Consider the following 22,671-nt stretch of genomic DNA (forward strand, 5'->3'; position numbering starts at 1 on the left):
ATTATCCTGTTAATGAATTGAGCTGCAAAATGGGTTGAAGAATGGCGAGAATAATAAAAAGCACAAATGCCGCCATCACAATGATGAGCAGAGGCTCAAGCAACATAACCCAGGTGGTCATCTTGCTGATGAACATCTGTTCCTGAATATCAGCGGATCGTTTTAACATGCCATCAAGTTGACCGCTGCTCTCTCCGCTGGCGATCATGTGGCACATCATCGGTGAGAGCAGCGCAGTTTCCTGCAAGGCCTGTGTGAGCGTCGAGCCTTCACGAACACGATCGGCTGCGCGCTGCAATCGCGAGCGTACATACTCGTTATTCAGAACAGCAGCGCTGATTGCCATACTTTCCAGGAGCGGAACGGATCCATGGATGAGAATACTCAACGTCCGGGCATACCTTGCGAGGTTAAGGTTAAGCACAACGGTACCCACAAGTGGGAGCCTGACAAGATGCTGATGCCATTTAAATCGTATAGCAGGACGCTGTAATAAAAGCTGGAAACATACAATGCACAGCAGGATAAAAAGTAACAGTAGCAAGCCGTATTGCTTTGTTCCGTCACTGATAGTCATGAGCAGGCGGGTTGTAGCCGGTAAACTTTGCTGCATGTGATTAAACTGAACGATAACTTCCGGTACAACAGCAGTTAACAGGATCCCTGCAACGATAAGCGCAACACTCAGTAGCAGAATGGGATAAAGCATGGACTGAATCATCTTGCTTTTTAACTGATGAGATTGTTCACAGTAATCGGCAAGTTGCTCAAGCACGCGGTCAAGACGTCCGGACGCTTCACCTGCACTGATCATTGCGCGATACAAGGGCGAGAAAGTACCAGGAAACTCGGCAACAGCTTCGGCAAGTGAATCACCCTTCAGCACCCGCTGATATAAACGCTCAATCATACTGCGCACGGCAGGTTTCTCATTTTGTTGAGCCAGCGCATCAAGAGATTCTGCAAGAGGGAGGCTTGCACCAATAAGAGTAGAAAGCTGGCGTATCAGAAGAACCAGGTCGCGGGGTGCGATGCGTCGGGATATGCTTCTCTTACCGGTCACTTTCAGTGACAGCGGCTGCAGCTGCTTTTCACGCAACATTTGTCTGGCTGTTTCGGGAGTTTCAGCGTCAACCAATCCCTTTATTCGCCTGCCATCACGGTTAAATGCTACATAATGATATTTCATCAGAGGCCCTCCCGGGATACGCGTAAGACCTCTTCAAGTGAAGTAATACCCGCCCCCGCTTTATAAAGACCATCCTGCATAAGCGCACCCCGTGCCGAACTCACAAGCCGATGTAATTCCTGTTCACTGGCTCCCTGACTAATGGCACTGCGCAAATCGTCGTTAATGATAATAAGCTCATGAATACCCGTACGGCCCCGGTAACCACTGTGATTACATTGTGCACAGCCCTTAGGTTGGAAGAGGGTGTTCGTAATGGGAAATGCATCGAGTAGCCCCGGTAAAGAAGAAACCGTGTCGTGAACACGTGGTTGCTTACAGTGAGGGCACAGTTTCCTGACAAGACGCTGGGCAATAATGCCGCTGAGTGCATTGGCAAGCAAAAAGGGTTCAATCCCCATATCCCGCAGACGTTCAATGGCGCCTAATGCACTGTTCGTGTGTAAAGTTGAAAGAACCAGATGCCCTGTTAGTGAAGCCTGAACAGCAATTTGCGCTGTTTCAGCATCACGAACCTCACCAATCATGACAACATCCGGATCCTGACGAAGAATAGCGCGCAGTCCTCTGGCGAACGTCATATCGATGCGATGATTAACCTGCGTCTGGCCTATACCTTCGAGTTCATATTCAACCGGATCCTCGATCGTCAGAATGTTCTTCTCAGGGCGCCAGATTTCACGAAGTGCGGCATACAAAGTTGTACTTTTTCCAGATCCGGTAGGCCCGGTTACCAGGATAATGCCGTGAGGGAGGGTCAGTAGCTGACGAAAATGCTCACATATGTTCTGGCCCATTCCCGTATCATCCAGCGTCAGCCCCAAACCGCTGTTATCGAGGATGCGCAGAACGATGCGTTCGCCATGACTGGCCGGGAGCGTGGAAACTCTGACGTCGATACTTTTTCCTGCAATGCGCAAGCTAATCCTGCCATCCTGGGGTAACCGCTTTTCCGCAATATCAAGTTTTGCCATGACCTTGATACGGGATATCAGATATCTGCTCAGCTGCGCCGGGGGAGTGAGTACTAATCGGAGCATGCCGTCGGTACGAAAACGCACATTAAGCGTTTTTTCGAAGGGTTCAATATGCACATCTGATGCACCTTCGCGGACAGCTTCGGTTAATACCGCATTGATAAGCCGGACGACCGGCGCATTATCATCATTATCAAGCAGATCTTCTCCCGCAGGGAGTGTTTCCACCATCTGATTAAGGTCAATTGCCTGCTCAAGTTCTGTAAACATCTGCGGAGAAACGGTATTGCTATGGTAATTCTCCTTGACGAGTTGAATGAAGCATTCCTCAGAGACAACTTCAATACGTGCATGCAGAGAACGTCGGCGTGCTTCTGCCAGTGCGACAAGACTTGCTCCTGCCCTGACGAACAGGCATGCGGGGTCGCTCTGCAGAAAAATGCCATGATGATTGACCCAACTCCACGGAAGAAGAGGAAGCGTCATTTCGCATTTGCCTGATAAAAATCAGTAATAAGCCTACGCGTCTCTTCCAGCACAGGATAAGACGGATTAGCACCCAGTATCTGGTTATAGTCGCGCTCAATGGATTTCGCTGCCGCAGACGGCACAAGTGCATCCCCAAACTTATTGCGCTGCAAAGCGGTACTATCCGCATAGTCATTTTGTGAGCGAATAATGGTCGGTCGGATAAACAGCATTAAATTGCGTTTACTGGTTTTATCTGACTGATAGCGAAACAAAGCGCCAACCAGAGGAAGTTTGCCAAGAAATGGAACACTGTCAGTATTACGGGAACCATTGTTGTCCAGGAGCCCGCCCACAACCACAGTGTTGCCGCTGACGACCTGAACTGCATTTCTGACAGTGCGTGTATTGAATGTCGGTCCAAGATTATCTTTATTTGCGGCTTCAGACAGGCTGGATACTTCCTGCTCAATTTCCATCACAACAGCACTACCCTGACTGATTTGCGGCTTAACCTTAAGCTTGATACCAATACTACGGCGTGACACCGTCTGATAAACATTATCGCCAGTAGTGGTTTGAGAGCCGGTTAGTACCGGAACATCCTGACCTACCGTGAATTCTGCTTCCATATTATCCAGTGTGACGATACTGGGCGTGGCCAGAATATTACTTTCAGTATTGGATTGAAGTGCGGTGAAAAGCCCTTGCCAGTTTCCATGATAGAAGCCAGCCGTCAGCCCGCTGGTGCTGGCTATATTTTCACCTATTCCTCCAGGAAGCCATCCCGGAAGCGAAGCACCACTATCCGGGAAATGAATTCCCCCATTCCGGGAATGAGACCACTGCACGCCAAGCGCCAGACCATCTGCATCCTGAACTTCAACAATGATGGCTTCGACCAGCACCTGAGCACGTTCGATATCTAATTGCTGGATAACCTGTTCCAGCTCAACCAGAACTTCAGGAGGGGCATTAATGACAAGAGAGTTGGTGTGTTTGTCTGCTTTGACTACAACATCTTTCATTACGCTGATAGCAGGGACTGCCGCATCCTTTCCGGCCTGTGATTCAGTTCCTGAATTGATACCGGTAAGGACATCCAGCAGATTTTCAGCTTTCGCATGTTTAAGGTATATGACGCGCGCATTACCCCTGCGTATCTCTTTTTTATCCAGCTCCAGAGCTGTGGATATCATAGCTTTTCGCGCGGATCTCTCTCCGCTGATTAAGAGCGCATTTGTACGGCTGTCCGAAACCGCTTTTGCAGACGGGTTGTTACCACTGCGTCCCCCGCTTTGTAATGAATTCAGTAAAGCCGCTATCTGTGTGGCAGAAGCATTTTCAAGTTGCAACTTATCAAGGCTATGGTCATCTGAAATATCCACACTTTTAACGATAGCGATGAGTTCATCAATCACAGCTGAACGTCCGGTCATAATAAGCATATTGCTGGGATCGTAATGAACAACGCTTCCTGCAGCGGCATCGTTTAACTGGCGGAGCAGGGGAGCAAGCTCCTTGGCAGTAACATATTTTAAGGGCAGTACACGCGTGATAAGTTCATCACCCGCATGGACCTCGCCGTCTTTAGATAAAGGTATCACACCACTTCGTGCATTTTTTGATGGCACTACTTTGAGAACGCCATTATTCATATCCAAAACGGCGAAGCCATACACATCCAGTACGCTAAGGAAGAACTGATAGTACTGCTGATCATCAAGCATTTCATGACTACGTATGCTTATATGACCTTTTACTGAAGGGTCGAGAATAATTGTTTTATTCAGATTCTTACTGACAGTATTAATGAACTCTCCAATTTCTGCATTTTTGAAACTGGCTTCAAACTCAGCAGCACAAACGGATGAGATTATAATATGGAGCAGAAATAAAAGGATGGCGAATGATGATTTCATAATATTTAGGGCAGAAAAGCGCCTTCCTGAGTCATAATAAGTGACTGATAAAGCCCCTGGTGGGAAATAATCACTCTGTCGTTAAATATCCTGATAATGCGAGATGAGTGCTCCTGGACTATGTCACTCACACTCACTGTAAACTGAGATGAGGCTGAGTCAATTATAGCCAGATCCTTTTTACTATCACGCTGCCTGACAATACCTACAACTTTTAAAGGCAGTTTACTTTCTGGAGAATAAAAAATCGCTTCATCATCTGGAGACATTTCACCTACAGTATAAGGAGTCCATGCATCCGGCTCGCTAAACAACGAAATACTTAATGGTGTTTCGTGTTGAACGTAAGCAGCAGGTATAGCTGGAAGCGCTGATACGGGTAATGTATATGACCCGAAGCTAGCATATCCGGTATAAATTGTACTGACAGCAAGGAGATATGCAGCTCCCATCATGAGCCAATAAACAGATTTCTCATACGGAAAAAACATTAAGCTCAACAATTTCATTGTCTTAAGTGAGAATATTATTGTTTTTGTTTAGCGTAAATATTGCTCAAAAAACTAGTTTTCTTTTCATTGATTTTAGTTTCTGAGAGAGTTGATGTGATCAAATCATCATTAAATCTGGATAATGATTTCAGGCGATTTTCATTGATCGTTAAACCATAGAAGGGGATGGTTGATATCAAATCACGTGATAAACCATTTTTTTGGAAAAGGCGTCTTAACTGAAAAACCAGTTGATGATAATTATTATCGTTAACATACATATGTTTATCTGGCCAGACAATTCGAATAATCTCACGCTTACAATTTATATTATTCATGATACATATCATCAATCTTTTTTGGTATTCGTTAACTTTTATCACTATCGCTCTGGCAGGAATGATGATTTTATTGTTCTCGCAATCAAGCTTTATTAAATAAGAGATATCAAAACCAGAAGCGCCTAACAAATTTTTTATTTTCTCATCAGTATGCATGATCGTTTCCTTTCTACGTTATTATTCGTTGGCGAAATATATTTCAATTCGCATATAATAAACATTCTAATATTTACAGGCTCATTTTCCGTAAAATAGCATGGCCTTTTATTTGATGTTTCACAACTGCAATAATATGAAGGAAAATTAGAGCCGTTAGTGTCATGCATGAAATTGTATGAATATGTCGAAAAACAGAGGTTAATTCACTATCTTTTACAGGTTGACTAAATTCAAACCATCCAAAAACGGTAATAGGACTTTCCATCATTAAGACACCGGTAATCATAACAATGACCATGTTTATGTAAATCAAGACATGGGCGCAGGATGCAATAAATTGCTCGAGCTTTTTCAAATGGGTGTTCTCTGGCTTCCCTCTCAAAAAGCAAAAAATTATCCTGAGCAGCAGAATAGGTATGAAAATCGTGGTTAAAGAGACATTGATGTAACTTATCAAATCCTTGTAGGGAAAAAATATATCAAAAAAGGCGACTGAAAAGCCGGACACAATTGCCCAAAGGATAATAATTGCTGAGATCCAGTGAAAAACAACCTGTATTGGAGAATATTTAGAATTCATTTTGTTTTTCATATTTGCACTTTACGTTCGTAGTTAAGAGATTTAGTTCTGCATAGATACATTGAAAATCATACAGATAAAAAGTGAAATTATGCATTTGCGTAAGTATTTTTAATCAAAATTTAACTCAAAAAACAAAAACACTAAGGGTAAATAATATATGAAATCATGATTTGCCGATTTGCTTCATGTAATAACAATGATTCCAGTGAATGCTTATGCAGGAAGAAGCAGATTCTTTTTATACGAAATGACAGGTTGGGACTTCCGAAACGGAATGCCTGGACATTCTTATTCTAACCCTTAATAGGTAGATTCTGATGATTACCTGTGCGATCTCAAGAGAGGGGGGTTAGCTGAAACTTTGAAGTAAGAACTAAGCTGAGAATTTTTGCATTCTCATAAAAGATCGATCTCTATCATTTGATGCTTACTGATTAAACAAGCAGTTCTGATGTTTAATGCAAACATAATAGGGGTGGAGTATTAATATTACGGAAAATAGCTGTCTCAGGAATGTTTAGTCCATCGTGCCAGTATGAAAGGAGAGGCAGTGCAGTGTTAAAAAAAAATTTAGTGACATTCAGACCTGTTGAAACTCTGGTATGTACCGCTAAAAAGGTTATGGCTTACCGGCTAAGCTAAGCTTCTTCACTTTCCGCCTCATCTCTTCACTCACATGCTAACCGAATTAGTGTATTTTTAAGTTGTCGAAATGACCTGCTCTCCTCATAAAGATCGAAAAAAGATCGTATGAGTGTTAAGAACCGTGATTTTTGCATGAATCGATTTGATCCCACTACTGAACACATAACTTAAGGTGTTCTGCTGACCTGCTCCCCGTTGATTAATACACCGCGATGTTAGTAATGTCTTCATAAGTCACATGAGGACATCCCCATGAAGAAGCGATTTTCCGACGAACAGATCATCAGCATTCTCCGCGAGGCTGAAGCCGGGGTTTCGGCCCGGGAACTCTGCCGCAAGCATGCTATTTCAGATGCCACCTTCTACACCTGGCGCAAGAAGTTTGGCGGCATGGAAGTCCCCGAAGTGAAGCGGCTCAAGTCACTCGAAGAGGAGAATGCCCGCCTCAAGAAGCTGCTCGCTGAAGCTATGCTGGATAAGGAGGCGCTTCAGGTGGCTCTGGGCCGAAAGTTCTGACGACAGACCAGAAGCGGGAGGCCGTAGAAGTCATGTGTGAGACAACGGGTCTGTCACAACGCCGTGCCTGCAGGCTGGCTGGTCTGTCCCTTTCAACCTGTCGTTATTCGGCTCAGCGTCCGGCTGCTGACGCGCAGCTATCTCTGCGTATCACAGAGCTGGCACTTGAACGTCGCCGGTTTGGTTACCGGCGTATCTGGCAGTTATTGCGTCGGGAGGGCCTTCACGTCAACCACAAGCGGGTTTACCGCATCTATCACCTTAATGGTCTGGGTGTAAAACGCAGGCGACGCCGTAAGGGTCTGGCGACTGAGCGGCTTCCGCTTCTCCGCCCGGATTCGCCGAACCTGACATGGTCGATGGATTTTGTCATGGATGCACTTGCCAGCGGCCGCCGGATTAAATGCCTGACCTGCGTGGATGATTTCACGAAGGAGTGTCTGACGATCACCGCTGCTTTCGGTATTTCAGGCGTTCAGGTCGCGCGTATTTTGGACGGCATCGCGCTGTTTCGTGGCTATCCGGCAACGATAAGAACCGATCAGGGCCCGGAATTTACCTGCCGTGCGCTCGATCAGTGGGCTTTTGAGCATGGCGTGGAACTGCGACTCATCCAGCCGGGTAAGCCAACACAGAACGGGTTTATTGAGAGTTTTAACGGACGCTTTCGGGATGAATGTCTGAATGAGCACTGGTTCAGCGATATTCTTCATGCCCGGAAAATCATTAGTGACTGGCGGCAGGACTATAACGAGTCCAGACCTCATTCATCGCTGAATTACCAGACGCCGTCTGAATTTGCAGCATGCTGGCGAAACGGGAAACATGAAGAAAAACCAACCGACATTACTAACTGAAGGTTGTATCTAATACTGGGGGCAGGTCACTGCCCCTAAACCAGAAATCGAAGAGAACTAAGTTTAATAAGGTTAGTGCGCATCCACTAACTTTATTATGTTATTGTTTTAATTGAACTTATTACTTTGTAACTTTGGGTTTGTAACATTATTAAACATCTCATTTTTGCCATTCTGCATTTCAATAATAGAGGGGTGCTTAATTTATATGGCTTCGATCTGGAAAATGAAAAGAAGGTAAAATATTCATATATATCAATCAATTAACTATAGAATATATTGATCCATTGAAATCCATTCCAAAGGGTATCAATTTTCACTCTGGTTATTATGAGCCCGATGCCGATTGAAATTGAGTGAGCATAATGTCCTGAGTCCTCGCTCCATTACTTATCAAGCCTTGCTAAGAATATTTGGTTTAGCTGAGCGACTATGCCGGCCTCAATTAACACTCAGTGACAATGTCACCCGCATGATTTGATTAGATGATTTTGTTCAATATCATCAGGTGTTAATTTGTTATTCCCTTTTAAATCAATTAAATAGAGAGGTGTGGGTTTGTATACGTGGAAAGATTTTCTGACCTCCTTTTCTTTAGAGCGTTTCGTTAACGGTCTTCACAAACGTTGAACTTAAGGTATTCATTCTTCTGATATTGCTCGTAAGTACGCTCATGAGAGCTTAACGAAATAGCGCGATATGTGATTTTATTAGAACCACCCGAAAATCTTTCCACGTTAAAAAATCTATCATACTGATAAATAAGAATAATTATTTTAGCCATACAGCTCTCATAGATTATGCAGCAACTGGTATTACGACTTCCCTAAATTTGAGGCTTGTATTCTTTTTAGTTTAATCTTTAACTTTAAGATTATTTTATTCCTTATTAATCAGGGTGTTACATGAGTAATAGTGGAAGGATTTTCTGCGCTGTGTGGAGGGATTTTCTGCCTGAGGTGGAACTATTTTATGTTACGGGTGGAGTTTTTTCCTGTGTATAAGTTGAACATAACAGGGAAACAGATTTCAGCATTAAGCCGAATGAAAATAAAGTTGTTTTATATCAAGCTATTAAGATCAAATCTATCAGTTGTTCGCTTACATGTGGAGTATTTTCCTGATGTCAGACATCGTGTTTGCACGTCAGGAAATTTCAACAGTTGGGTGCGGTAGTAACTAATTTACGAACTATCAAGTCGTCAGTCCTGAGGGAGCCGTTTTTTACGTGGAGAATTTTTCTGATCCTACAAAAAGCTTATGTGGAGAAGTTTTCTGTAATTACTGAGGGGCGGGGAATTAGGGCTCTATTGAGGTTATGTGGAAAAATTTTATGTAGATCAGACTATATGTGGAGAAATTTTCTGTGAGGTTAGACGTGTTGGCATGAGGGACGTTTTGAATTGATCTGACTAACGTGGATAATTTTTCTGTTCCTGGATTCATCGTCTCTAAATCAGTTCGGTTGATTTCTGGACAAATTTTAGCGCCACGTTGAGGAGATCTTGTAACGATCCAGGGCGATCGTTTGCCATATGTGGATAAATTTCATGTCGCCCATAAAAAGGATCCTTTGTAATGCATTGATTTATAATGATTAAATTTGCTGTTTTTTTTCTTTACGATCATAATTTTTATGTGGAATACTCAGCGTGAAATCCACAAATGGATCTAAGGCTATGGAACTGAACAAATTAACGGTTGTTCAAGGGAATGATCTTCTCGAAGGTGCATACAGTGTAACGCTGGACGAAATGAGGTTGCTCAATCTGGCTCTTGCTCAGATTGACAGCAGAAAATCGCAGCCAGAAACATTATATCGCCTTTTCCCGCAAGACTATCAGCGTATTTACGGCCTTAATCCTACCAGCAGCCATCGGCAGCTGCGTGAGGCTGCTGAGAGCCTGATGAAAAAACCAGTCACGATTTACCAGCCTGACCGTAAAACAGGTAAATTGCGAACAGTTCAGCTTTCATGGTTTTCCAGGCTTGAATATGTCAGTCAGGATGAACATAGCGCCGTCGTGCTGCGTTTTGGTCAGGATGTTGCGCCTTATCTGTATGAATTAAAAGAATCTTTTACGAAACTTAACTTCACAAACATAGCTAAATTGGATTCACCATTCTCAGTAAGATTGTATAGCTGGCTCATCAAGGCAAAAAATCTTTATGGACGAAAATGTTCAAAAGCGGTCGAAGTTACTCTTGAGCTGGCCTGGATGCGTGAAAAAGCGGGTTTGATGGGGAAATATGAAGATTATCGTGATTTCAGGCAAAAGCTGCTTGAGCCTACTGTCGACAGAATCAATGCCAATACTGATATATCCCTTGTGTGGGAACCCATTAAAAAGGGGAGAACGGTAGTAGCTATAAAATTTGCCTACGTTGATGAAGCTTCTCCGCAGCATAGTCGTCCGTTACGACCAAGGCTTCCTCGTCGCCCAGCTGCAGTTACCGGCTCTGCGCTCGAGGGAGAATGGGCTCGAAAATGTATTCACATCATGGAAAGTTATATAGAGGAACTTGCTCGTTATGACGAGGATGAAAAAGTTCCCATGACCGATATCCGTAAGCTTGCCGGCTGGTATCAGATTACCGGTGATAAAAATGCGTTGAAGCGCGTTAATGCTGAGATTGAAAGCAGACTGAACCGTGCGTGATCATGCCCACAAGTGGAGAGTTTTTATGTTGGCTGCATGAGGTTATCCTGTTAATACACGTACATTCCCGGTGTCATGATCGCTTGTAAAAGATCCTTATCCAAAAAATCACGATCTTCTGAGATTGGTGTCCATTTTGGCAGGACAGCAGGAAATGCAGAGTTAAGATATACGGTATGATCAGAGCTGACGATGGAATGGAAAGTGCATTAATGGCGGCTTTCTGAGCAATTTTTTCAATGAATCCCTACGAAAAAAGCCACTTCCGCGATTCATGTTATAAAGGCTCATTTCTTTTTTAAGCTTATTATGGGGTTTCACCTCTTAAATCGCGTGCCTGTTTAGGGATATGCTACCACAGACTTTTGGATAATGAGGGGTAAGAAAAGAGAAGATTCTCCCTCTTGCTGCATGAGTGAAAGGGTATGAAAAATTATGCATGAAATTCACTAATGGCCAAAACATTGAAGGTATGTATTGTAGCAGCATGTAAGAATGAGAAATTAACATGATAACCTCCTCGCTCACTGAGTAATTAAAAAATAACAGCACTATTAAGCATTGGGTAATTTATATTTAATACTGTGCGATTAACAATCAGGCCTCCCAAAGAAGAATTAACAAATTGAGAGATCCTCATTTTTAATGACCTTGATGTTGGTTTTTTTAATTCAATCACTAAAATATACACATTCCTTCATTTTCTTTTGAAGATATAACTTCTGTACGATAAATTACGCACCAGTTGCGCTATAAATGCATCCAGCTAAAATACGGTTATATGTGCTATCTGGGGGGAAGTTACATCTTCAGTAAATATATGAAAATTTCCAGGGTATTTTAGTGAAATTTCGTCTAATCAGCTTCGCGCTGAGCGGCGTTCTCTTTGCTCAGGCCTGTAGCCCCGCCGGTGATACAGAACTACCGGTAATAAAAAGCAGCCTTGAATTTACAAAAACAGGTCAATCTTTTAGTTGAACCGCGGACAGCCTTGTTCATTAAAATGTTCGAAAATGTCGACCTGTCTTTTACACCAAGTAAATCCAGTCAGTGGATTTATCCAGCGAATCCCGAAACGTTCTCCGCATTTCTTGTTGGCGATGAATCACGTCCAGTGGCTGGTATAAGTTTTGGGGGTAATGGCCGGGCAGTTGCTTACGGAGATACCATATTTCATCAGCTGGCCACTACAAATATTGCACACAAGCCTCTTTTTAAACAGGTAATACAATTCTTATCACTGGAAATCCGTTGACCACGTTACGAGGCTTTTAAAAGTCAGTCTGGTAGATGTTGATAACACAACGATTATCGAACATTTGAAAGGACTCAATTTTAGTCCGGTAGAAGCAAATTGTGACGCTATCGAAGATGACAGTTGTGCCAGCCGGGTTCAGCTTCTGGTTGTTAGGAGCAGACTCAGCATGACGCCAGATTTGACCGCAGAAATAAAGTTACGCATGCAAAAAGGATCACCCATCTTTTTCCTACATGCGAATGGCTGCGAGCAGATAAAGACATCTGCAGCAGCGTGCCTGGGCTTAAAGATTTTATTAATGGAGTGAATGATATAAAACTCATTATCGACAGTTAAAATGCCGTGAGCATCAACATCTTCAATGAGCAGCAACAATATTACGTCTCTGGCATCTATGGGCAGATGCAGCACGCCAGACTATACAATACCCTATGGACAAGATTAAAGACCCAGCCAGAATCCAGGAAGCTATGGTAGCCGATGCCATCTTAGATTATGTGCGAACAAATCGACTGCCACAAAAGGATTTGGATACTTATGCTGGTTCAAGACAGTTCACCATGCCTGTATCTGAGGCTGAATAAACTTTAACCATCACGCTTCCGGCGTCTGCCTGATACACATCCATCGGAAGAATGGCTGCGCCAGGTAAGGCCATTCAAATCAGCGCCAGGGGGAAGGGGATTCAAAAACTGCGAATTAAATATAATACCCAGCGTACCGATACAACCAGACTGTGGAATCCAGACCAGTAGGAGCGTCCTCGTTTTCTCCAAAGTCCTGTAATCAGCCTGAAAAATGATCCTATACAGCTCGTATCACCTTATGGAGGATCACTGATGCTTGTATATAGTGATGCGACACCTGGGGATAAGGTTGAACTGAAGGTAAAAGGTGTGGCAAGCCAACCCTTCCTTAATATCTTTGAAAAGACTGATACCGATAAACAAATTACGGACTTCAAAACTGCACACGAAGCGAACAAATTTGACTGGCTGGATATGCGAATCGGAACGGTTGAGATCCACGCGCAGGCAGATAAAACTCGCGATGCCATTGATAATCGCTATGATAGAGATGTTAAACGCTATGCAACAGAAATCAGCGACCTGTTTGTAGGGGATGCTTACAGACTCGCCGGTTTCGTTATGCATGGTGAGTCAATGGCAAATTCAATTGCTGAAGCCTGTAAGACGTTTGATTGGGATTGTGAAAATCAAATGCTGCATAAAGCACCTGATACGCAGCACATCAACATTGATACTTATGCGCAATGCGGCTCGGCATGCGGTGGTAATTTTTACGATCAGACATGGGGGCTTAGACCAAGAGGCTGAGGAGAAAGTCACGAACTGGGACATAATCTGCAGGTCACTCGTTTGAAAGTGTATGGCACTCGCTCAAGCGAAGTTTCAAATCGACTCTTCCCACTTCAAAAAGACCGGACGCTTTTCAGAAAATACGAATACAATCAGGAAGATAATCGCGTAAGTTATAAAAAAGCATTCATTATTATCGTTGCAGGCCAGTCTGAACCCGACCCGGTTGAGTCCGTATATAAAAATTTATGGGCTAACCCGGATACCTATGGAATGAACGGGGAGCGAATGGCATTTTATGTACAATGGGTTCACTACTGGTCTGACCTGAAATCCTCCGCCGATCAAGACTGGGTTATCTGAACGCTGATGTATCTGCACCAGCGGCTGGTTAATTCTGCAGACTGGGAGAATTACAAATCCCGCCTTGGATACATCCATTACCAAAACCGACCGGGTAACAACGGTGATGCAAATGCGACTGATGGCAACGATAACCTCTTAATTGGTCTCTCATGGCTGACAAAAAAGGATCAGCGACCTACATTCACATTATGGGGCTCCGTACCTAGGATGAAGCAAATAATCAGGTTGAAAGCTAAGATTTCCCCGTTCAGCCTGTGTTCTTTTACGCGAATATGACCACCAATGATTGCAGCAAAGTAAGAAGAGTGGATATGAGCAAAGAGAAGCCTGTATGGCCGTTTCTGTGTATACTACCAGATTTTCGGATATATCATAAATTTCCAGTCACGTCAGGGGCTTACTGCTTTGCAGTAAGCCCCTGAACTGTGTCATTCTCTGTGTTCTTTTTCCCTGTAATGGAAATTAGGCAATAAAATATTTTCAAATCACAGGGAGATTATGAAAATTGATAGTGCAAAAGTAACTTTTAATTCACCATCAATGTATCTAACCATCTGATTTACCGTTGAATACAGCCCTTTTATGAGTGTCTGGCGTCAGGATATATGTATATAGTCAAACGCTAAAATTACCCATTATTGCGCTAATAAGCCTATTCACCTGAGCAGATCAAAGTGATCTGTAACAGATTCCTCTTGGGCGGTCTTTGAGACCCGTCAAAATAGACTGTCCCGTGCTGAAGAGATACACCCCTGCGCTGAAATTTTTTTCTGCTGCTGGATCAATATAAGCGCCTGGCCATACTGCACTGGTTTCAGGACCGGATATACGAAACGCATCGAGAGTATTTACCTCTGTGAATGAAGGCATATAAGTGAATCCAAATTCGAATGTTCTTTCTGAGTTAACTCTGTCTGTCAATTTTCCATCAATGAAACGGTAAATAGTGGATGAATAACTGATGTGCTTTCTTCCATCAGATGTGAGCCATCGTGCATCAGTAATAACTGTCTGATCAGGTTCATCATAAACAACAATGCTTTGTTCTACACAACTGTAAGCCATCAGATTCAGGATATAAGGAAATGTGTACCACCCTCCAAAAAAAGTGAAGGCAATGAGTAATGAAATGATTCTTTTCATTATTTGTTTTTCCCCAAAACATTCATCGTGATGCAGCGGGCATCAGGAGCATCGATTTGCGAAGTGCATAAAAAAAGTGATAAATTATGGTCCTGGCTGATATTAACGTATACTTCTCTGACGGGTTTCTGGCTAAGAACAGCATTCGCAAGCCACTTTTCGACTCTGTTAACCGCCTCTGCTTTGCTGCCTCTGTATTCATTCTGGAAATAATAGGAAATCTCTCCGCGAGATGCGTACTTTGCATAAGTGACGGGTGTAATCATAAACTCATAGCGGAGGAATAAACCACTGCTGAAGCTCATAATGACGCCAAGTACTACCCACCAAAAGTTAGTTCGAGAGCGGATGGCGGGAACAGCGACAGGGAGTGGGTCAACGGATTGATCCTGCTGTTCCTGAATTTTGTTTTGGGCCTGATCCTCCGTGCCAGATCTGGCATCTGCATTCAAAATGACAAATGAAACATCAGGAGAGAGTTTATAGCCTTTCTTAGGAATGGTTATCAGCGTATCAGGAGGAGCACCAATTTCATCTAATGCCCTTCGTAACTGAAAAAATGTCTGGCGTACAGAGTTATCTGTTACCAGATAACCATACTTCTTCCAGCATTGTTCGATAAACTCATCTTTAGAAATGACTACATCGGGGTGCTTTGTCAGTAACTCAAAACATCTAATGCCTTGTCTGTTGAGTCTAACCTCATTCTCACCCGAAGAGAGAACGCCTTCTTCCAGGTCAAATGTCAGTATGCTGTCAGGCTTCACATCAGATGACATTGTTATAAGCTCCTTTATGGTTTCTTAATGATTTGATGCGCACTACATTCAGTGAAGCGAAAAATCTGGTTAAGTTGTTAAAGTTGATATTGCGCGCCCTCCAGCATGTGGGTATCAGGTGTAAACCCCGTGGGGGGGGGCGTTATTAACGTTGTGTATAACGTTAATAATGTTCACATGGGCATTTTTTTTCACGCGTCAACGTTGCGCTTTGGGGACTAAGCCCCTGATAGCTTGTGATGTTTGTTTTCAATCGTTTCTGATATTTCTTAAAAGTCATTTTTGGCTTAATACACGCAATACTCCTTTAAATCATCATTAGCCGTATAGAAAGAAGCCTGATGCAGTTGTGGCTTTTACATACCTTCATATACCACTACCTTTCTTAAGGGAAAGAGGGGGGGAGTTTACAGAAAGAAAATCAGAGATAAAACAAAATATTACATTTGTTGTAATCCTAATACTTAATTTACTGGCGCCTTGTGTCAAATATAACATCCTGCATATAGGCCTGCAGATACACTAACTAACTGAATCCAAAAGGGCGAATACCTCACCTTGCATTTGTTCAAAATGATTAAGCGTTGGCACCCCAATGCGTTACCAGCCCTGATGCACAACATCGATGGCTGCAGGGGCCTTTTGGCTGATGAGGTTAAACCATGCGCCTTAGTTTTGATGTTAATTTTTAAATGAGAATACATTAATTTCGGAATACTGCACGGCGTAAAGCAAGCTATAAATTGCTTGTCAACTTGTTAAAAAAAGCATGCTGTGCATTTTTGATGTGTTCATTTTCACATTCAGAAAATTTCTGCTAAAGGGATCTCCTGTGCTCAGAGGGGGTTGTAGGCTTAATCAGTTAATTTTAGCGGATTTCTATCATTATTAATTTTTGATAAGTCGCCCATCAAGAAACTGCAGGTTGTTTAATTTGGTTTATTTTAGCGTGATTTTATCAATTCATTATTTTTTTCATTGGGCTATTTATCTGTAGGATTTATTGCATATAATTTGACGCGTATTATTAAATTCAGAGGTTGTGAGTATGAGAAAATACATCATTAATTCTGATGATGCGCTGCTATCTTATGGTTTAACTAAAATAATCGGCATTCTTGAAAAGGGAAGTCAGGTTATGTCTCATAAAGACTGGCTGGAGTGGGGCAGTAAAGAAAAAACAGCAAGGAACTCTGTCATTTTCATTCATTATTTTCACAGATACACCGATGTGCGGCTGATGTACCGTAGCCTCATTAAAGCTAATCGAGTAAAAAAGACATCAGGGCAGATTATTCTCGTTGATGAAATGGAAGAAGTTTTCAAAGCGATGTCTGATGTCTTAAGAAATCTCGTGGTGCTCAAATCGGATTGTACTCCTGAAGCATTAATGCTGAATCTTGTTAATCTAAGGGAATGTACTGCCTCAACGTCTTCAGGCGCATTGTGCAATCTGCCTGAATTTGGACTTAGCCCTGCACAAATAAATGTTGCACTGAAACTTGGGGCTGGGATGAGCCAGATATATGCAGGTAAAATGTGTAACCTTACAAAGAAAACAGTTAGTACACATAAGCGTCATATATTTAAAAAATTACGTCTGAGAAATCACTTTGATTTTTACCGGCTTACACTTTTAATAAACGAGTCCTCGCGAGTATAAAAATTTGCACCGTTAGCTCAATCGGATAGAGTAGTTGCCTTCTAAGCAATTGGTTACAGGTTCGAGTCCTGTACGGTGTGCCATTTTACTGTATGCTTTTTTTGAATAGCTTTTTCACAAAATGAGAGAAGCCTGGGCGTGACCGCCCCAATGCATCAGGATTTATCTTCAACCCATGCCTTGGGATAGTCTGTAGTAGTTCAGGTGGTAGACCTGTTCTTTTGAGTTCTCTCCTGACCTGAAACACTAACTGGTGGTAATTGTTTTCCGCATTGATGCCTGGCGAGTTTACCCAAACAAACTTAATAATTTCTTTTTTTGATGTGAATCCATTTGCTAGAGCCGTAAAAAAGCGCGTCTGCGTCGCGCTAAGGCAGATTTTTTTCTTCCCAGCTATAATGAGCACTGAGTTTTTTGCGTCCAGATATACTTTTCCGTTTGGCGCGTCGCAATAAATACCTTTCATATCATTCTCATATTATAACAGGTTAAATATGGATAAATATTTTGTCTTACTTTGAAGAGATAGACAATGGATATTTTATATTTTGTTCTTTGTTTATAATGGCTTACTTAAACTTATTACGACTTCACCTTACTCATCTCATTAATGATTTTCGCTAAAATAAGTGGCAGCGATCGTTACTTATATAATTGTTATAAACAGGTTTTGTATCGAAAATTTTGTTCTTAATCAGAAAATCGGTCGTGATTATTTTCTCGTCATGATCGACGCGCGAAATTTGCGTAACATCCCGCTCCATCTGAACTTCAACATATGATCTTAGAATGAGCATTACCGAAAATGCAGAGATAGAGGGCACCTGTGGGGCCTTGGTAATCCGTCTGCTCAATACCCAGTTAAGAGACTGTCAGTACGAAGTAGGGGCTGAAGGCTTACACTTTGTCGTTGCTCCTGCGAAAGAACTTGAGCAGGACGAGTCATTACTCCTTTCTGATACCAGTATCCTGGTACCAGATGAGAAGCTGCATGCGAGATTTCATTTAAGAAAAAACGAATGTGGCACCTTGATGCTGATAACTGATACGGGTGAACGCGAAATCCCGCTGCAGACCATAGCCAGCCACAGTCAGGTCTTTTTTGCTGCTAAGGCGAGCTCAGAAGACATCTGGTCTGATGAAGTGCAGTCTTTCAGTGTGCCCACAACGGTGCCTGCAGAAAAGAGAAATGCTCATCCATTACGGGAGAAAAAAAATCTGCTCTGCATTGCCGGAGTGTTTTTGCTGCTTTGTGTTGCAGGCTTGCTGTGGTGGCTGCAAGGCATCGAAGCGCGGGAACAATCGAGTCTGGGTAACATCATCAGCGGTAAACAGGCGCAATATGACATAGTTCGCGGAACGAACAACCGTTTGTATGTTGTGGCACAGAATTTTTCTGACTACGTCTGGGCTGACCGGGCACTGCAAAGAAGCAAACCAGATTATAAAGTGAGTATCCTGCTCAAAAACGCTGAGACAAAACGCATCGCCGAAAAATTAAAATCTGAATGGCCTCTGCTTAAATTTCATCGTGTCAATCTGGATAACATTGATTCACCAGAAATTATCTTAAGTCTCGAACGGAATAGTTCTGTAGGTGATGCCTTAATCGAAAATGTGAGGACGGAGCTATTAAATGTGATGCCTTATGCTAAGAAGGTCAATTTCAAGAAAATCAGCGACATTGTTGTTTCTGATCTTGCTGAGGACGGTCTGAAGAAAAAATCAATCACGTATGTTAAATCGGTCAATAATGATTCAGTCATGTTCCGCATTAAAGGTACGTTACAGGACAATGAGTTGAATGAACTAAAAGGTGAAGTTCTTCAGTTCAATGAGCAGTGGCAGGGCATGTATGTTTTTTACTACGTCGAACTTGAGAATGACTGGCTGAAAGGGAAATCTTTTCAATACGGCTCAGACGGCTACGTAAAGATAACATCAGGCCACTGGTATTTTCCATCTCCAATTAACAGGTAACCCATGAGCGAATCATTCGATAAATTAGCATCAGCTAGCCATCTCTTTTTATATCAAGCTTCCGCGAAGTTTGATGCGGGTGTAGCAGATCTTAATACACAACTTACCGCGGCATTAGAAGCATTAGCCAAGAACCCATCAGATCCGAAGCTCTTATCTGAATATCAATCGCTTTTTTCTGATTATACGCTCTATCGTAATGCGCAGTCCGGCGCAGTAAAAGCGTATAAAGATGTTTCGTCGGCGATTATATCTAACTTCCGCTAATATTAAGGATTTATTATGCAAATTCAGATGCCGGATTTTGCAACAGGCATGAGCGAAAGCCAGCCTGAGGTATCCGCCCTTAATCTTGAAGACAGATTGGTTTCAGCGCTGAGTCAGGCCAGTGAAACGCAATATGTTGCCAAAGCAAACGAGTTATACCGCGTGCAGGACCCCGCTAACACCGGCTCACCGGAAGATCTATTTTTATTCCAGACGAGGGTATCTGAATACAATATCACCATGTCCCTGTATGCGGCGCTGACGCGTAAAGCAGTGACGGCGATTGACACGGTGCTGCGAGCATAATATGAAGCTGTTCAGTGTCATTACTGTGATTCTGTCATTGTTACTTGTGGGATGCAAAGAGGAATCACTACTCAAAGACCTTAATCAGACCCAGGCTAATGAAGTTGTTGCGTTGCTTGAAAAGAATAACATCCGCACCACTAAAAAGGATACAGGTAAGACGGGCTATGTGATATCGGTTGAAAAAACCGATTTTGCTACGGCTGTCGATCTTATGACGACTTACGGTTTACCTTCGCGTGCTCGTGTAGATGTTGCTGAAATGTTCCCGTCCGACTCGCTGATTTCATCTCCCCGGGCTGAAGTTGCGAGGATCTATTCTGCCATTGAACAGAGGCTTGAACAGACACTGAATCTTATGGATGGTGTGGTTGCCTCACGTGTCCATGTCAGCTATGACATGAATAATGTTGATGCCCAGAAAGGAGGCCATCCTGTCCATATTTCTGCCCTGATTCGCGTAGCAGCCCAGCAGGCCGATGGGGCAAGCCTTATTGCTGATGCTAAACGTATTCTTGTTAACAGCTTCAGTCATGTGGATTACGAAAAAATATCGGTAGTACTTGCGCGCGCACCTGAACAGGCCTTCTATGCAAGAACTGAACGGGAACATGCTGGCTTTAATACAGAGATGTTTTTTCTTGTCATCGCCTCTTCACTTCTGATAGTGGGCTTAGCTTTTGCCGGGTACAGGATAAGCAGAAAAAAACGCTCTGATTCTCAAGAGGGTAGCCAGATATGATGCTCTCCACCGCTGAGCAAATCAGCTATGACCCCCTGTCATGGATGCATATTGCCTATACGGGTGAAAAAGCTATCCATGAAACAGGTGTGGTCAGGAGCATATTGAATAAGGCTATCAATCAGCAATATGCTTTTTTGCCAATTACTGATGACGTGATGAATGATGCCCGAAGTTATTACGCCTGTGAAAACTGGCATTATCTTCCGGAGGCTGCGCGCTGCATCGCAGCATATCTATACCGCGGAGAACTATGCCGGTCCGGGTCTTCCGTTTCACTGGAACCTGTGGAACAAGACTTTATGAACAGCAACCTTCGGTATCCGGTCATGTGCAAAACGGGCGTGGGGCGCACGGGGGATATGAGTGTACTCAGTCGGGCAGTAGGTCTGAACCTGTGCAAACATTTCCCCCCCGTTCTGGCACAACGTGTGCCTTATCTCTTTCAACCGGGAACCATCACCTTTGAATCGGTGTTGCTTCCCGATTTGCTGTTACTCAGGCTGGCCATACAACATGTCAGAAATTATCGAAAACACACCCAGGCTGCAGGCCATTGATGGCGTACTGCTGACCCGGGACTATCTGCAGCGACGGGCACGTGCAAGATCGCTCGAAGAAAGTGCTAAACGTAATGCTTTAAAAATCATTCAGCAGGCGGAGCGGGAAGCCCAGGCTATCCGTAACACGGCCAGAATGGAAGGTTATGAAGATGGCATACTGATGCATATGGATGCCTTATGTGATTTTTTGACCCATCTGGATGTTAAATCCCGAGCACTCACTGAGAGCCTGCAAAAAAAGGCAATGGTCAAGCTCGAGACAATTCTTCACGCGCCCGAAGTTATCGAGCCTTTTCTGTCGGAATGGTTTCAGCAGTGTTCTGTGGAAAAAATCGGGAAAGTAGAGATAAGCCTTAATCCATCCAGGCAGAAACTGCTGCCTTTTTTCGAACGTTACTTTAGCGACAGAAGTATAGACGTGAGTGTTGTGACCTCTCCGGATGATGGGTACGCATTTCGTTCAGGAGAGTTTTCACTTCGCTTCAGTCCGGACAGACTGTCCTCACTTATCAGCGAAGAGCTTTTGAACTGTAAAGGCGAGTACAACAGCCTGTTCGATTCGATGAGCAGGGGGCTTGCAGAAAATCTTCGGTCGCGACTCTATTCAGCAATGGAAAAATCAGAATGAATATTACACATGAACTACAGTATTCACATGTCATGTCAGAAGGAAAACCTGCCTCTCATGAGGGTATGGATAATGCCTATCGTAAAGCGGCGGAATCGCTATTACTCACTGAAGAAGGTGATGAAGAAGCCGGCTATGACCCCGGTAAAGTGATTATCGATGCCATGATGAAACAATGGGCATATAAAATATTAATGGGTGAAAATGAAATCGAGGACAACTGGTGAACCTGATTAAATGCATATTCATTATGGTGCCTGTTTTTCTTCTTGCGGGATGTGCCACCCCGGGGCAAAGCCCGGAGACCGGAGAGAGTAACTTTTGCCGGTCTGCATCAATAAAAGAAGAAGCTGCCATGTTGCCTGAAGTGCATTACAGGGCAATGCAGGCTTGCTTAAAAGAGAGAAATGAAGCCAGGACCGTAGATCATTTTGCCATTGCGGGCACAGATACCTGGTACGAAGCCATTGTTCGTCCTGGTCCGCAAACGGAAACCCGCCACAGAGCGCTGCTAAGTGAATCACTTTCGACGCTGAGTAAAGCGCAAAAAAACCAGTTCTGGGAAATGCTCAATACACGTTTACGCGATCTGATCGAACATAAGCGAGTGTGTTCGAAACTGGCAGCCATTGGTGATGAGCGTAAAAAAACGCAGGTTTTTGACGAGCTGGCGTGGCTTCAGTCTTCGGAAGGGTATATGCACTGCAATGCTTTGCAGGAGTTTTAACGACGCCTGCTGTTAATTTGTCTCGAAAATAACAACCTTGAAACGGGTGCTGCATTCACTTAGTTGAGTCTTACCTTTTCATTAGTGTTATTGTTATTTTTTCTTAAACCCTCTCTCATTGT

25 protein-coding genes and 1 tRNA gene are annotated in these 22,671 nt (G+C 43.3%); 17 read left to right on the forward strand and 9 right to left on the reverse strand.

Annotated features, from left to right (window positions below):
• Position 1: 1 nt before the first annotated feature.
• From gspF to AAF463_RS24710, 6 genes are all read right to left on the reverse strand, one after another.
• Positions 2–1,189, reverse strand: a complete 1,188-nt coding sequence (gene gspF / locus AAF463_RS24685; protein ID WP_350262547.1) for a type II secretion system inner membrane protein GspF — start codon at positions 1,187–1,189, stop codon at positions 2–4.
• Complete coding sequence (gene gspE, locus AAF463_RS24690; RefSeq protein WP_350262549.1) at positions 1,189–2,652, reverse strand: type II secretion system ATPase GspE; 1,464 nt, start codon at positions 2,650–2,652, stop codon at positions 1,189–1,191. The genes gspF and gspE overlap by 1 nt, the downstream gene beginning before the upstream one ends.
• On the reverse strand, positions 2,649–4,556 hold the full coding sequence (gene gspD / locus AAF463_RS24695) for a type II secretion system secretin GspD (RefSeq protein WP_350262550.1): 1,908 nt from the start codon (positions 4,554–4,556) through the stop codon (positions 2,649–2,651). The genes gspE and gspD overlap by 4 nt, the downstream gene beginning before the upstream one ends.
• A 5-nt stretch (positions 4,557–4,561) precedes the next feature.
• Positions 4,562–5,047: a type II secretion system protein N gene (locus tag AAF463_RS24700; RefSeq protein WP_350262551.1), complete on the reverse strand. Its 486-nt coding sequence runs from the start codon at positions 5,045–5,047 to the stop codon at positions 4,562–4,564.
• Positions 5,048–5,082: 35 nt separating this feature from the next.
• Entirely contained in the window at positions 5,083–5,544 is a 462-nt protein-coding gene (locus tag AAF463_RS24705; RefSeq protein WP_350262552.1) for a hypothetical protein, read from the reverse strand.
• A 73-nt stretch (positions 5,545–5,617) separates the two neighbouring features.
• The gene (locus tag AAF463_RS24710; protein ID WP_350262553.1) at positions 5,618–6,139 is read right to left on the reverse strand and encodes a cytochrome b/b6 domain-containing protein; all 522 of its coding nucleotides are present in this window, start codon (positions 6,137–6,139) and stop codon (positions 5,618–5,620) included.
• Positions 6,140–7,027: 888 nt separating this feature from the next.
• Here AAF463_RS24710 and AAF463_RS24715 point away from each other — a divergent pair.
• From AAF463_RS24715 to AAF463_RS24745, 7 genes are all read left to right on the forward strand, one after another.
• Positions 7,028–8,148, forward strand: a protein-coding gene (locus AAF463_RS24715; RefSeq protein WP_350262027.1) for an IS3 family transposase whose coding sequence is annotated in 2 segments (ribosomal slippage) — positions 7,028–7,286 and positions 7,286–8,148 — 1,122 coding nt in all. Because the reading frame shifts where the segments join, the coding sequence is not laid out codon by codon here.
• 1,679 nt (positions 8,149–9,827) lie between these two features.
• Positions 9,828–10,808 (forward strand): replication initiation protein, encoded by a 981-nt coding sequence (locus AAF463_RS24720; RefSeq protein WP_350262554.1) that lies wholly within the window; start codon positions 9,828–9,830, stop codon positions 10,806–10,808.
• Between the two features lie 943 nt (positions 10,809–11,751).
• Complete coding sequence (locus AAF463_RS24725; RefSeq protein WP_350262555.1) at positions 11,752–12,063, forward strand: hypothetical protein; 312 nt, start codon at positions 11,752–11,754, stop codon at positions 12,061–12,063.
• A 64-nt stretch (positions 12,064–12,127) separates the two neighbouring features.
• On the forward strand, positions 12,128–12,373 hold the full coding sequence (locus tag AAF463_RS24730; protein WP_350262556.1) for a hypothetical protein: 246 nt from the start codon (positions 12,128–12,130) through the stop codon (positions 12,371–12,373).
• A gap of 67 nt (positions 12,374–12,440) precedes the next feature.
• The gene (locus AAF463_RS24735; protein ID WP_350262775.1) at positions 12,441–12,650 is read left to right on the forward strand and encodes a hypothetical protein; all 210 of its coding nucleotides are present in this window, start codon (positions 12,441–12,443) and stop codon (positions 12,648–12,650) included.
• Positions 12,651–12,905: 255 nt separating this feature from the next.
• Positions 12,906–13,403, forward strand: a complete 498-nt coding sequence (locus tag AAF463_RS24740; protein ID WP_350262557.1) for a hypothetical protein — start codon at positions 12,906–12,908, stop codon at positions 13,401–13,403.
• 42 nt (positions 13,404–13,445) lie between these two features.
• Positions 13,446–13,748 carry a hypothetical protein gene (locus tag AAF463_RS24745; RefSeq protein ID WP_350262558.1) on the forward strand — a complete coding sequence of 101 codons (303 nt, stop codon included), beginning with the start codon at positions 13,446–13,448 and terminating at the stop codon, positions 13,746–13,748.
• A gap of 672 nt (positions 13,749–14,420) precedes the next feature.
• Here AAF463_RS24745 and AAF463_RS24750 read toward each other — a convergent pair.
• Both AAF463_RS24750 and AAF463_RS24755 read right to left on the reverse strand, forming a co-directional pair.
• On the reverse strand, positions 14,421–14,894 hold the full coding sequence (locus tag AAF463_RS24750; RefSeq protein WP_350262559.1) for a hypothetical protein: 474 nt from the start codon (positions 14,892–14,894) through the stop codon (positions 14,421–14,423).
• The gene (locus AAF463_RS24755) at positions 14,894–15,673 is read right to left on the reverse strand and encodes a winged helix-turn-helix domain-containing protein (protein WP_350262560.1); all 780 of its coding nucleotides are present in this window, start codon (positions 15,671–15,673) and stop codon (positions 14,894–14,896) included. Before AAF463_RS24755 ends, AAF463_RS24750 begins: the two co-directional genes overlap by 1 nt.
• A 1,048-nt stretch (positions 15,674–16,721) precedes the next feature.
• On the opposite strand from AAF463_RS24755, the gene AAF463_RS24760 reads away from it, so the two are divergent.
• Both AAF463_RS24760 and AAF463_RS24765 read left to right on the forward strand, forming a co-directional pair.
• Positions 16,722–17,336: a LuxR C-terminal-related transcriptional regulator gene (locus tag AAF463_RS24760; protein WP_350262561.1), complete on the forward strand. Its 615-nt coding sequence runs from the start codon at positions 16,722–16,724 to the stop codon at positions 17,334–17,336.
• A gap of 6 nt (positions 17,337–17,342) precedes the next feature.
• A tRNA-Arg gene (locus AAF463_RS24765) sits at positions 17,343–17,419 on the forward strand.
• Positions 17,420–17,421: 2 nt separating this feature from the next.
• Here AAF463_RS24765 and AAF463_RS24770 read toward each other — a convergent pair.
• Positions 17,422–17,802, reverse strand: coding sequence for a response regulator (locus AAF463_RS24770; RefSeq protein WP_350262562.1), 381 nt, complete (start codon positions 17,800–17,802; stop codon positions 17,422–17,424).
• A gap of 323 nt (positions 17,803–18,125) precedes the next feature.
• On the opposite strand from AAF463_RS24770, the gene AAF463_RS24775 reads away from it, so the two are divergent.
• The 8 genes from AAF463_RS24775 to AAF463_RS24810 are packed head-to-tail and all read left to right on the forward strand — an operon-like array spanning position 18,126 to position 22,549.
• Positions 18,126–19,316, forward strand: coding sequence for a PrgH/EprH family type III secretion apparatus protein (locus AAF463_RS24775; RefSeq protein ID WP_350262563.1), 1,191 nt, complete (start codon positions 18,126–18,128; stop codon positions 19,314–19,316).
• Positions 19,317–19,319: 3 nt separating this feature from the next.
• Entirely contained in the window at positions 19,320–19,583 is a 264-nt protein-coding gene (locus AAF463_RS24780) for a type III secretion system needle complex protein (protein WP_350262564.1), read from the forward strand.
• Positions 19,584–19,598: 15 nt separating this feature from the next.
• The gene (gene sctI / locus AAF463_RS24785) at positions 19,599–19,889 is read left to right on the forward strand and encodes a type III secretion system inner rod subunit SctI (protein WP_350262565.1); all 291 of its coding nucleotides are present in this window, start codon (positions 19,599–19,601) and stop codon (positions 19,887–19,889) included.
• A 1-nt stretch (position 19,890) separates the two neighbouring features.
• On the forward strand, positions 19,891–20,631 hold the full coding sequence (gene sctJ / locus AAF463_RS24790) for a type III secretion system inner membrane ring lipoprotein SctJ (RefSeq protein ID WP_350262566.1): 741 nt from the start codon (positions 19,891–19,893) through the stop codon (positions 20,629–20,631).
• Positions 20,628–21,191, forward strand: coding sequence for a hypothetical protein (locus tag AAF463_RS24795; protein ID WP_350262567.1), 564 nt, complete (start codon positions 20,628–20,630; stop codon positions 21,189–21,191). Before sctJ ends, AAF463_RS24795 begins: the two co-directional genes overlap by 4 nt.
• On the forward strand, positions 21,148–21,822 hold the full coding sequence (locus tag AAF463_RS24800) for a hypothetical protein (RefSeq protein ID WP_350262568.1): 675 nt from the start codon (positions 21,148–21,150) through the stop codon (positions 21,820–21,822). The genes AAF463_RS24795 and AAF463_RS24800 overlap by 44 nt, the downstream gene beginning before the upstream one ends.
• Positions 21,819–22,049, forward strand: a complete 231-nt coding sequence (locus AAF463_RS24805) for a hypothetical protein (RefSeq protein ID WP_350262569.1) — start codon at positions 21,819–21,821, stop codon at positions 22,047–22,049. Before AAF463_RS24800 ends, AAF463_RS24805 begins: the two co-directional genes overlap by 4 nt.
• Complete coding sequence (locus AAF463_RS24810; protein WP_350262570.1) at positions 22,046–22,549, forward strand: hypothetical protein; 504 nt, start codon at positions 22,046–22,048, stop codon at positions 22,547–22,549. The genes AAF463_RS24805 and AAF463_RS24810 overlap by 4 nt, the downstream gene beginning before the upstream one ends.
• Positions 22,550–22,671 lie beyond the last annotated feature (122 nt).

Origin of the sequence: Pantoea sp. BJ2 (assembly GCF_040255075.1) — a bacterium.
Lineage (GTDB): Bacteria > Pseudomonadota > Gammaproteobacteria > Enterobacterales > Enterobacteriaceae > Pantoea > Pantoea leporis.

Bases quoted from the DNA above. Each gene is read 5' to 3' on its own strand.
- AAF463_RS24700 (WP_350262551.1), bottom strand. From the start codon at position 5,047: ATGTTTTTTCCGTATGAGAAATCTGTTTATTGGCTCATGATGGGAGCT.
- AAF463_RS24800 (WP_350262568.1), top strand. From the start codon at position 21,148: ATGTCAGAAATTATCGAAAACACACCCAGGCTGCAGGCCATTGATGGC.
- gspD (WP_350262550.1), bottom strand. From the start codon at position 4,556: ATGAAATCATCATTCGCCATCCTTTTATTTCTGCTCCATATTATAATC.
- AAF463_RS24740 (WP_350262557.1), top strand. From the start codon at position 12,906: ATGCTTGTATATAGTGATGCGACACCTGGGGATAAGGTTGAACTGAAG.
- AAF463_RS24710 (WP_350262553.1), bottom strand. From the start codon at position 6,139: ATGAAAAACAAAATGAATTCTAAATATTCTCCAATACAGGTTGTTTTT.
- AAF463_RS24755 (WP_350262560.1), bottom strand. From the start codon at position 15,673: ATGTCATCTGATGTGAAGCCTGACAGCATACTGACATTTGACCTGGAA.
- AAF463_RS24795 (WP_350262567.1), top strand. From the start codon at position 20,628: ATGATGCTCTCCACCGCTGAGCAAATCAGCTATGACCCCCTGTCATGG.
- gspE (WP_350262549.1), bottom strand. From the start codon at position 2,652: ATGACGCTTCCTCTTCTTCCGTGGAGTTGGGTCAATCATCATGGCATT.
- AAF463_RS24780 (WP_350262564.1), top strand. From the start codon at position 19,320: ATGAGCGAATCATTCGATAAATTAGCATCAGCTAGCCATCTCTTTTTA.
- AAF463_RS24775 (WP_350262563.1), top strand. From the start codon at position 18,126: ATGAGCATTACCGAAAATGCAGAGATAGAGGGCACCTGTGGGGCCTTG.
- gspF (WP_350262547.1), bottom strand. From the start codon at position 1,189: ATGAAATATCATTATGTAGCATTTAACCGTGATGGCAGGCGAATAAAG.
- AAF463_RS24760 (WP_350262561.1), top strand. From the start codon at position 16,722: ATGAGAAAATACATCATTAATTCTGATGATGCGCTGCTATCTTATGGT.
- sctJ (WP_350262566.1), top strand. From the start codon at position 19,891: ATGAAGCTGTTCAGTGTCATTACTGTGATTCTGTCATTGTTACTTGTG.
- sctI (WP_350262565.1), top strand. From the start codon at position 19,599: ATGCAAATTCAGATGCCGGATTTTGCAACAGGCATGAGCGAAAGCCAG.
- AAF463_RS24750 (WP_350262559.1), bottom strand. From the start codon at position 14,894: ATGAAAAGAATCATTTCATTACTCATTGCCTTCACTTTTTTTGGAGGG.
- AAF463_RS24720 (WP_350262554.1), top strand. From the start codon at position 9,828: ATGGAACTGAACAAATTAACGGTTGTTCAAGGGAATGATCTTCTCGAA.
- AAF463_RS24770 (WP_350262562.1), bottom strand. From the start codon at position 17,802: ATGAAAGGTATTTATTGCGACGCGCCAAACGGAAAAGTATATCTGGAC.
- AAF463_RS24805 (WP_350262569.1), top strand. From the start codon at position 21,819: ATGAATATTACACATGAACTACAGTATTCACATGTCATGTCAGAAGGA.
- AAF463_RS24705 (WP_350262552.1), bottom strand. From the start codon at position 5,544: ATGCATACTGATGAGAAAATAAAAAATTTGTTAGGCGCTTCTGGTTTT.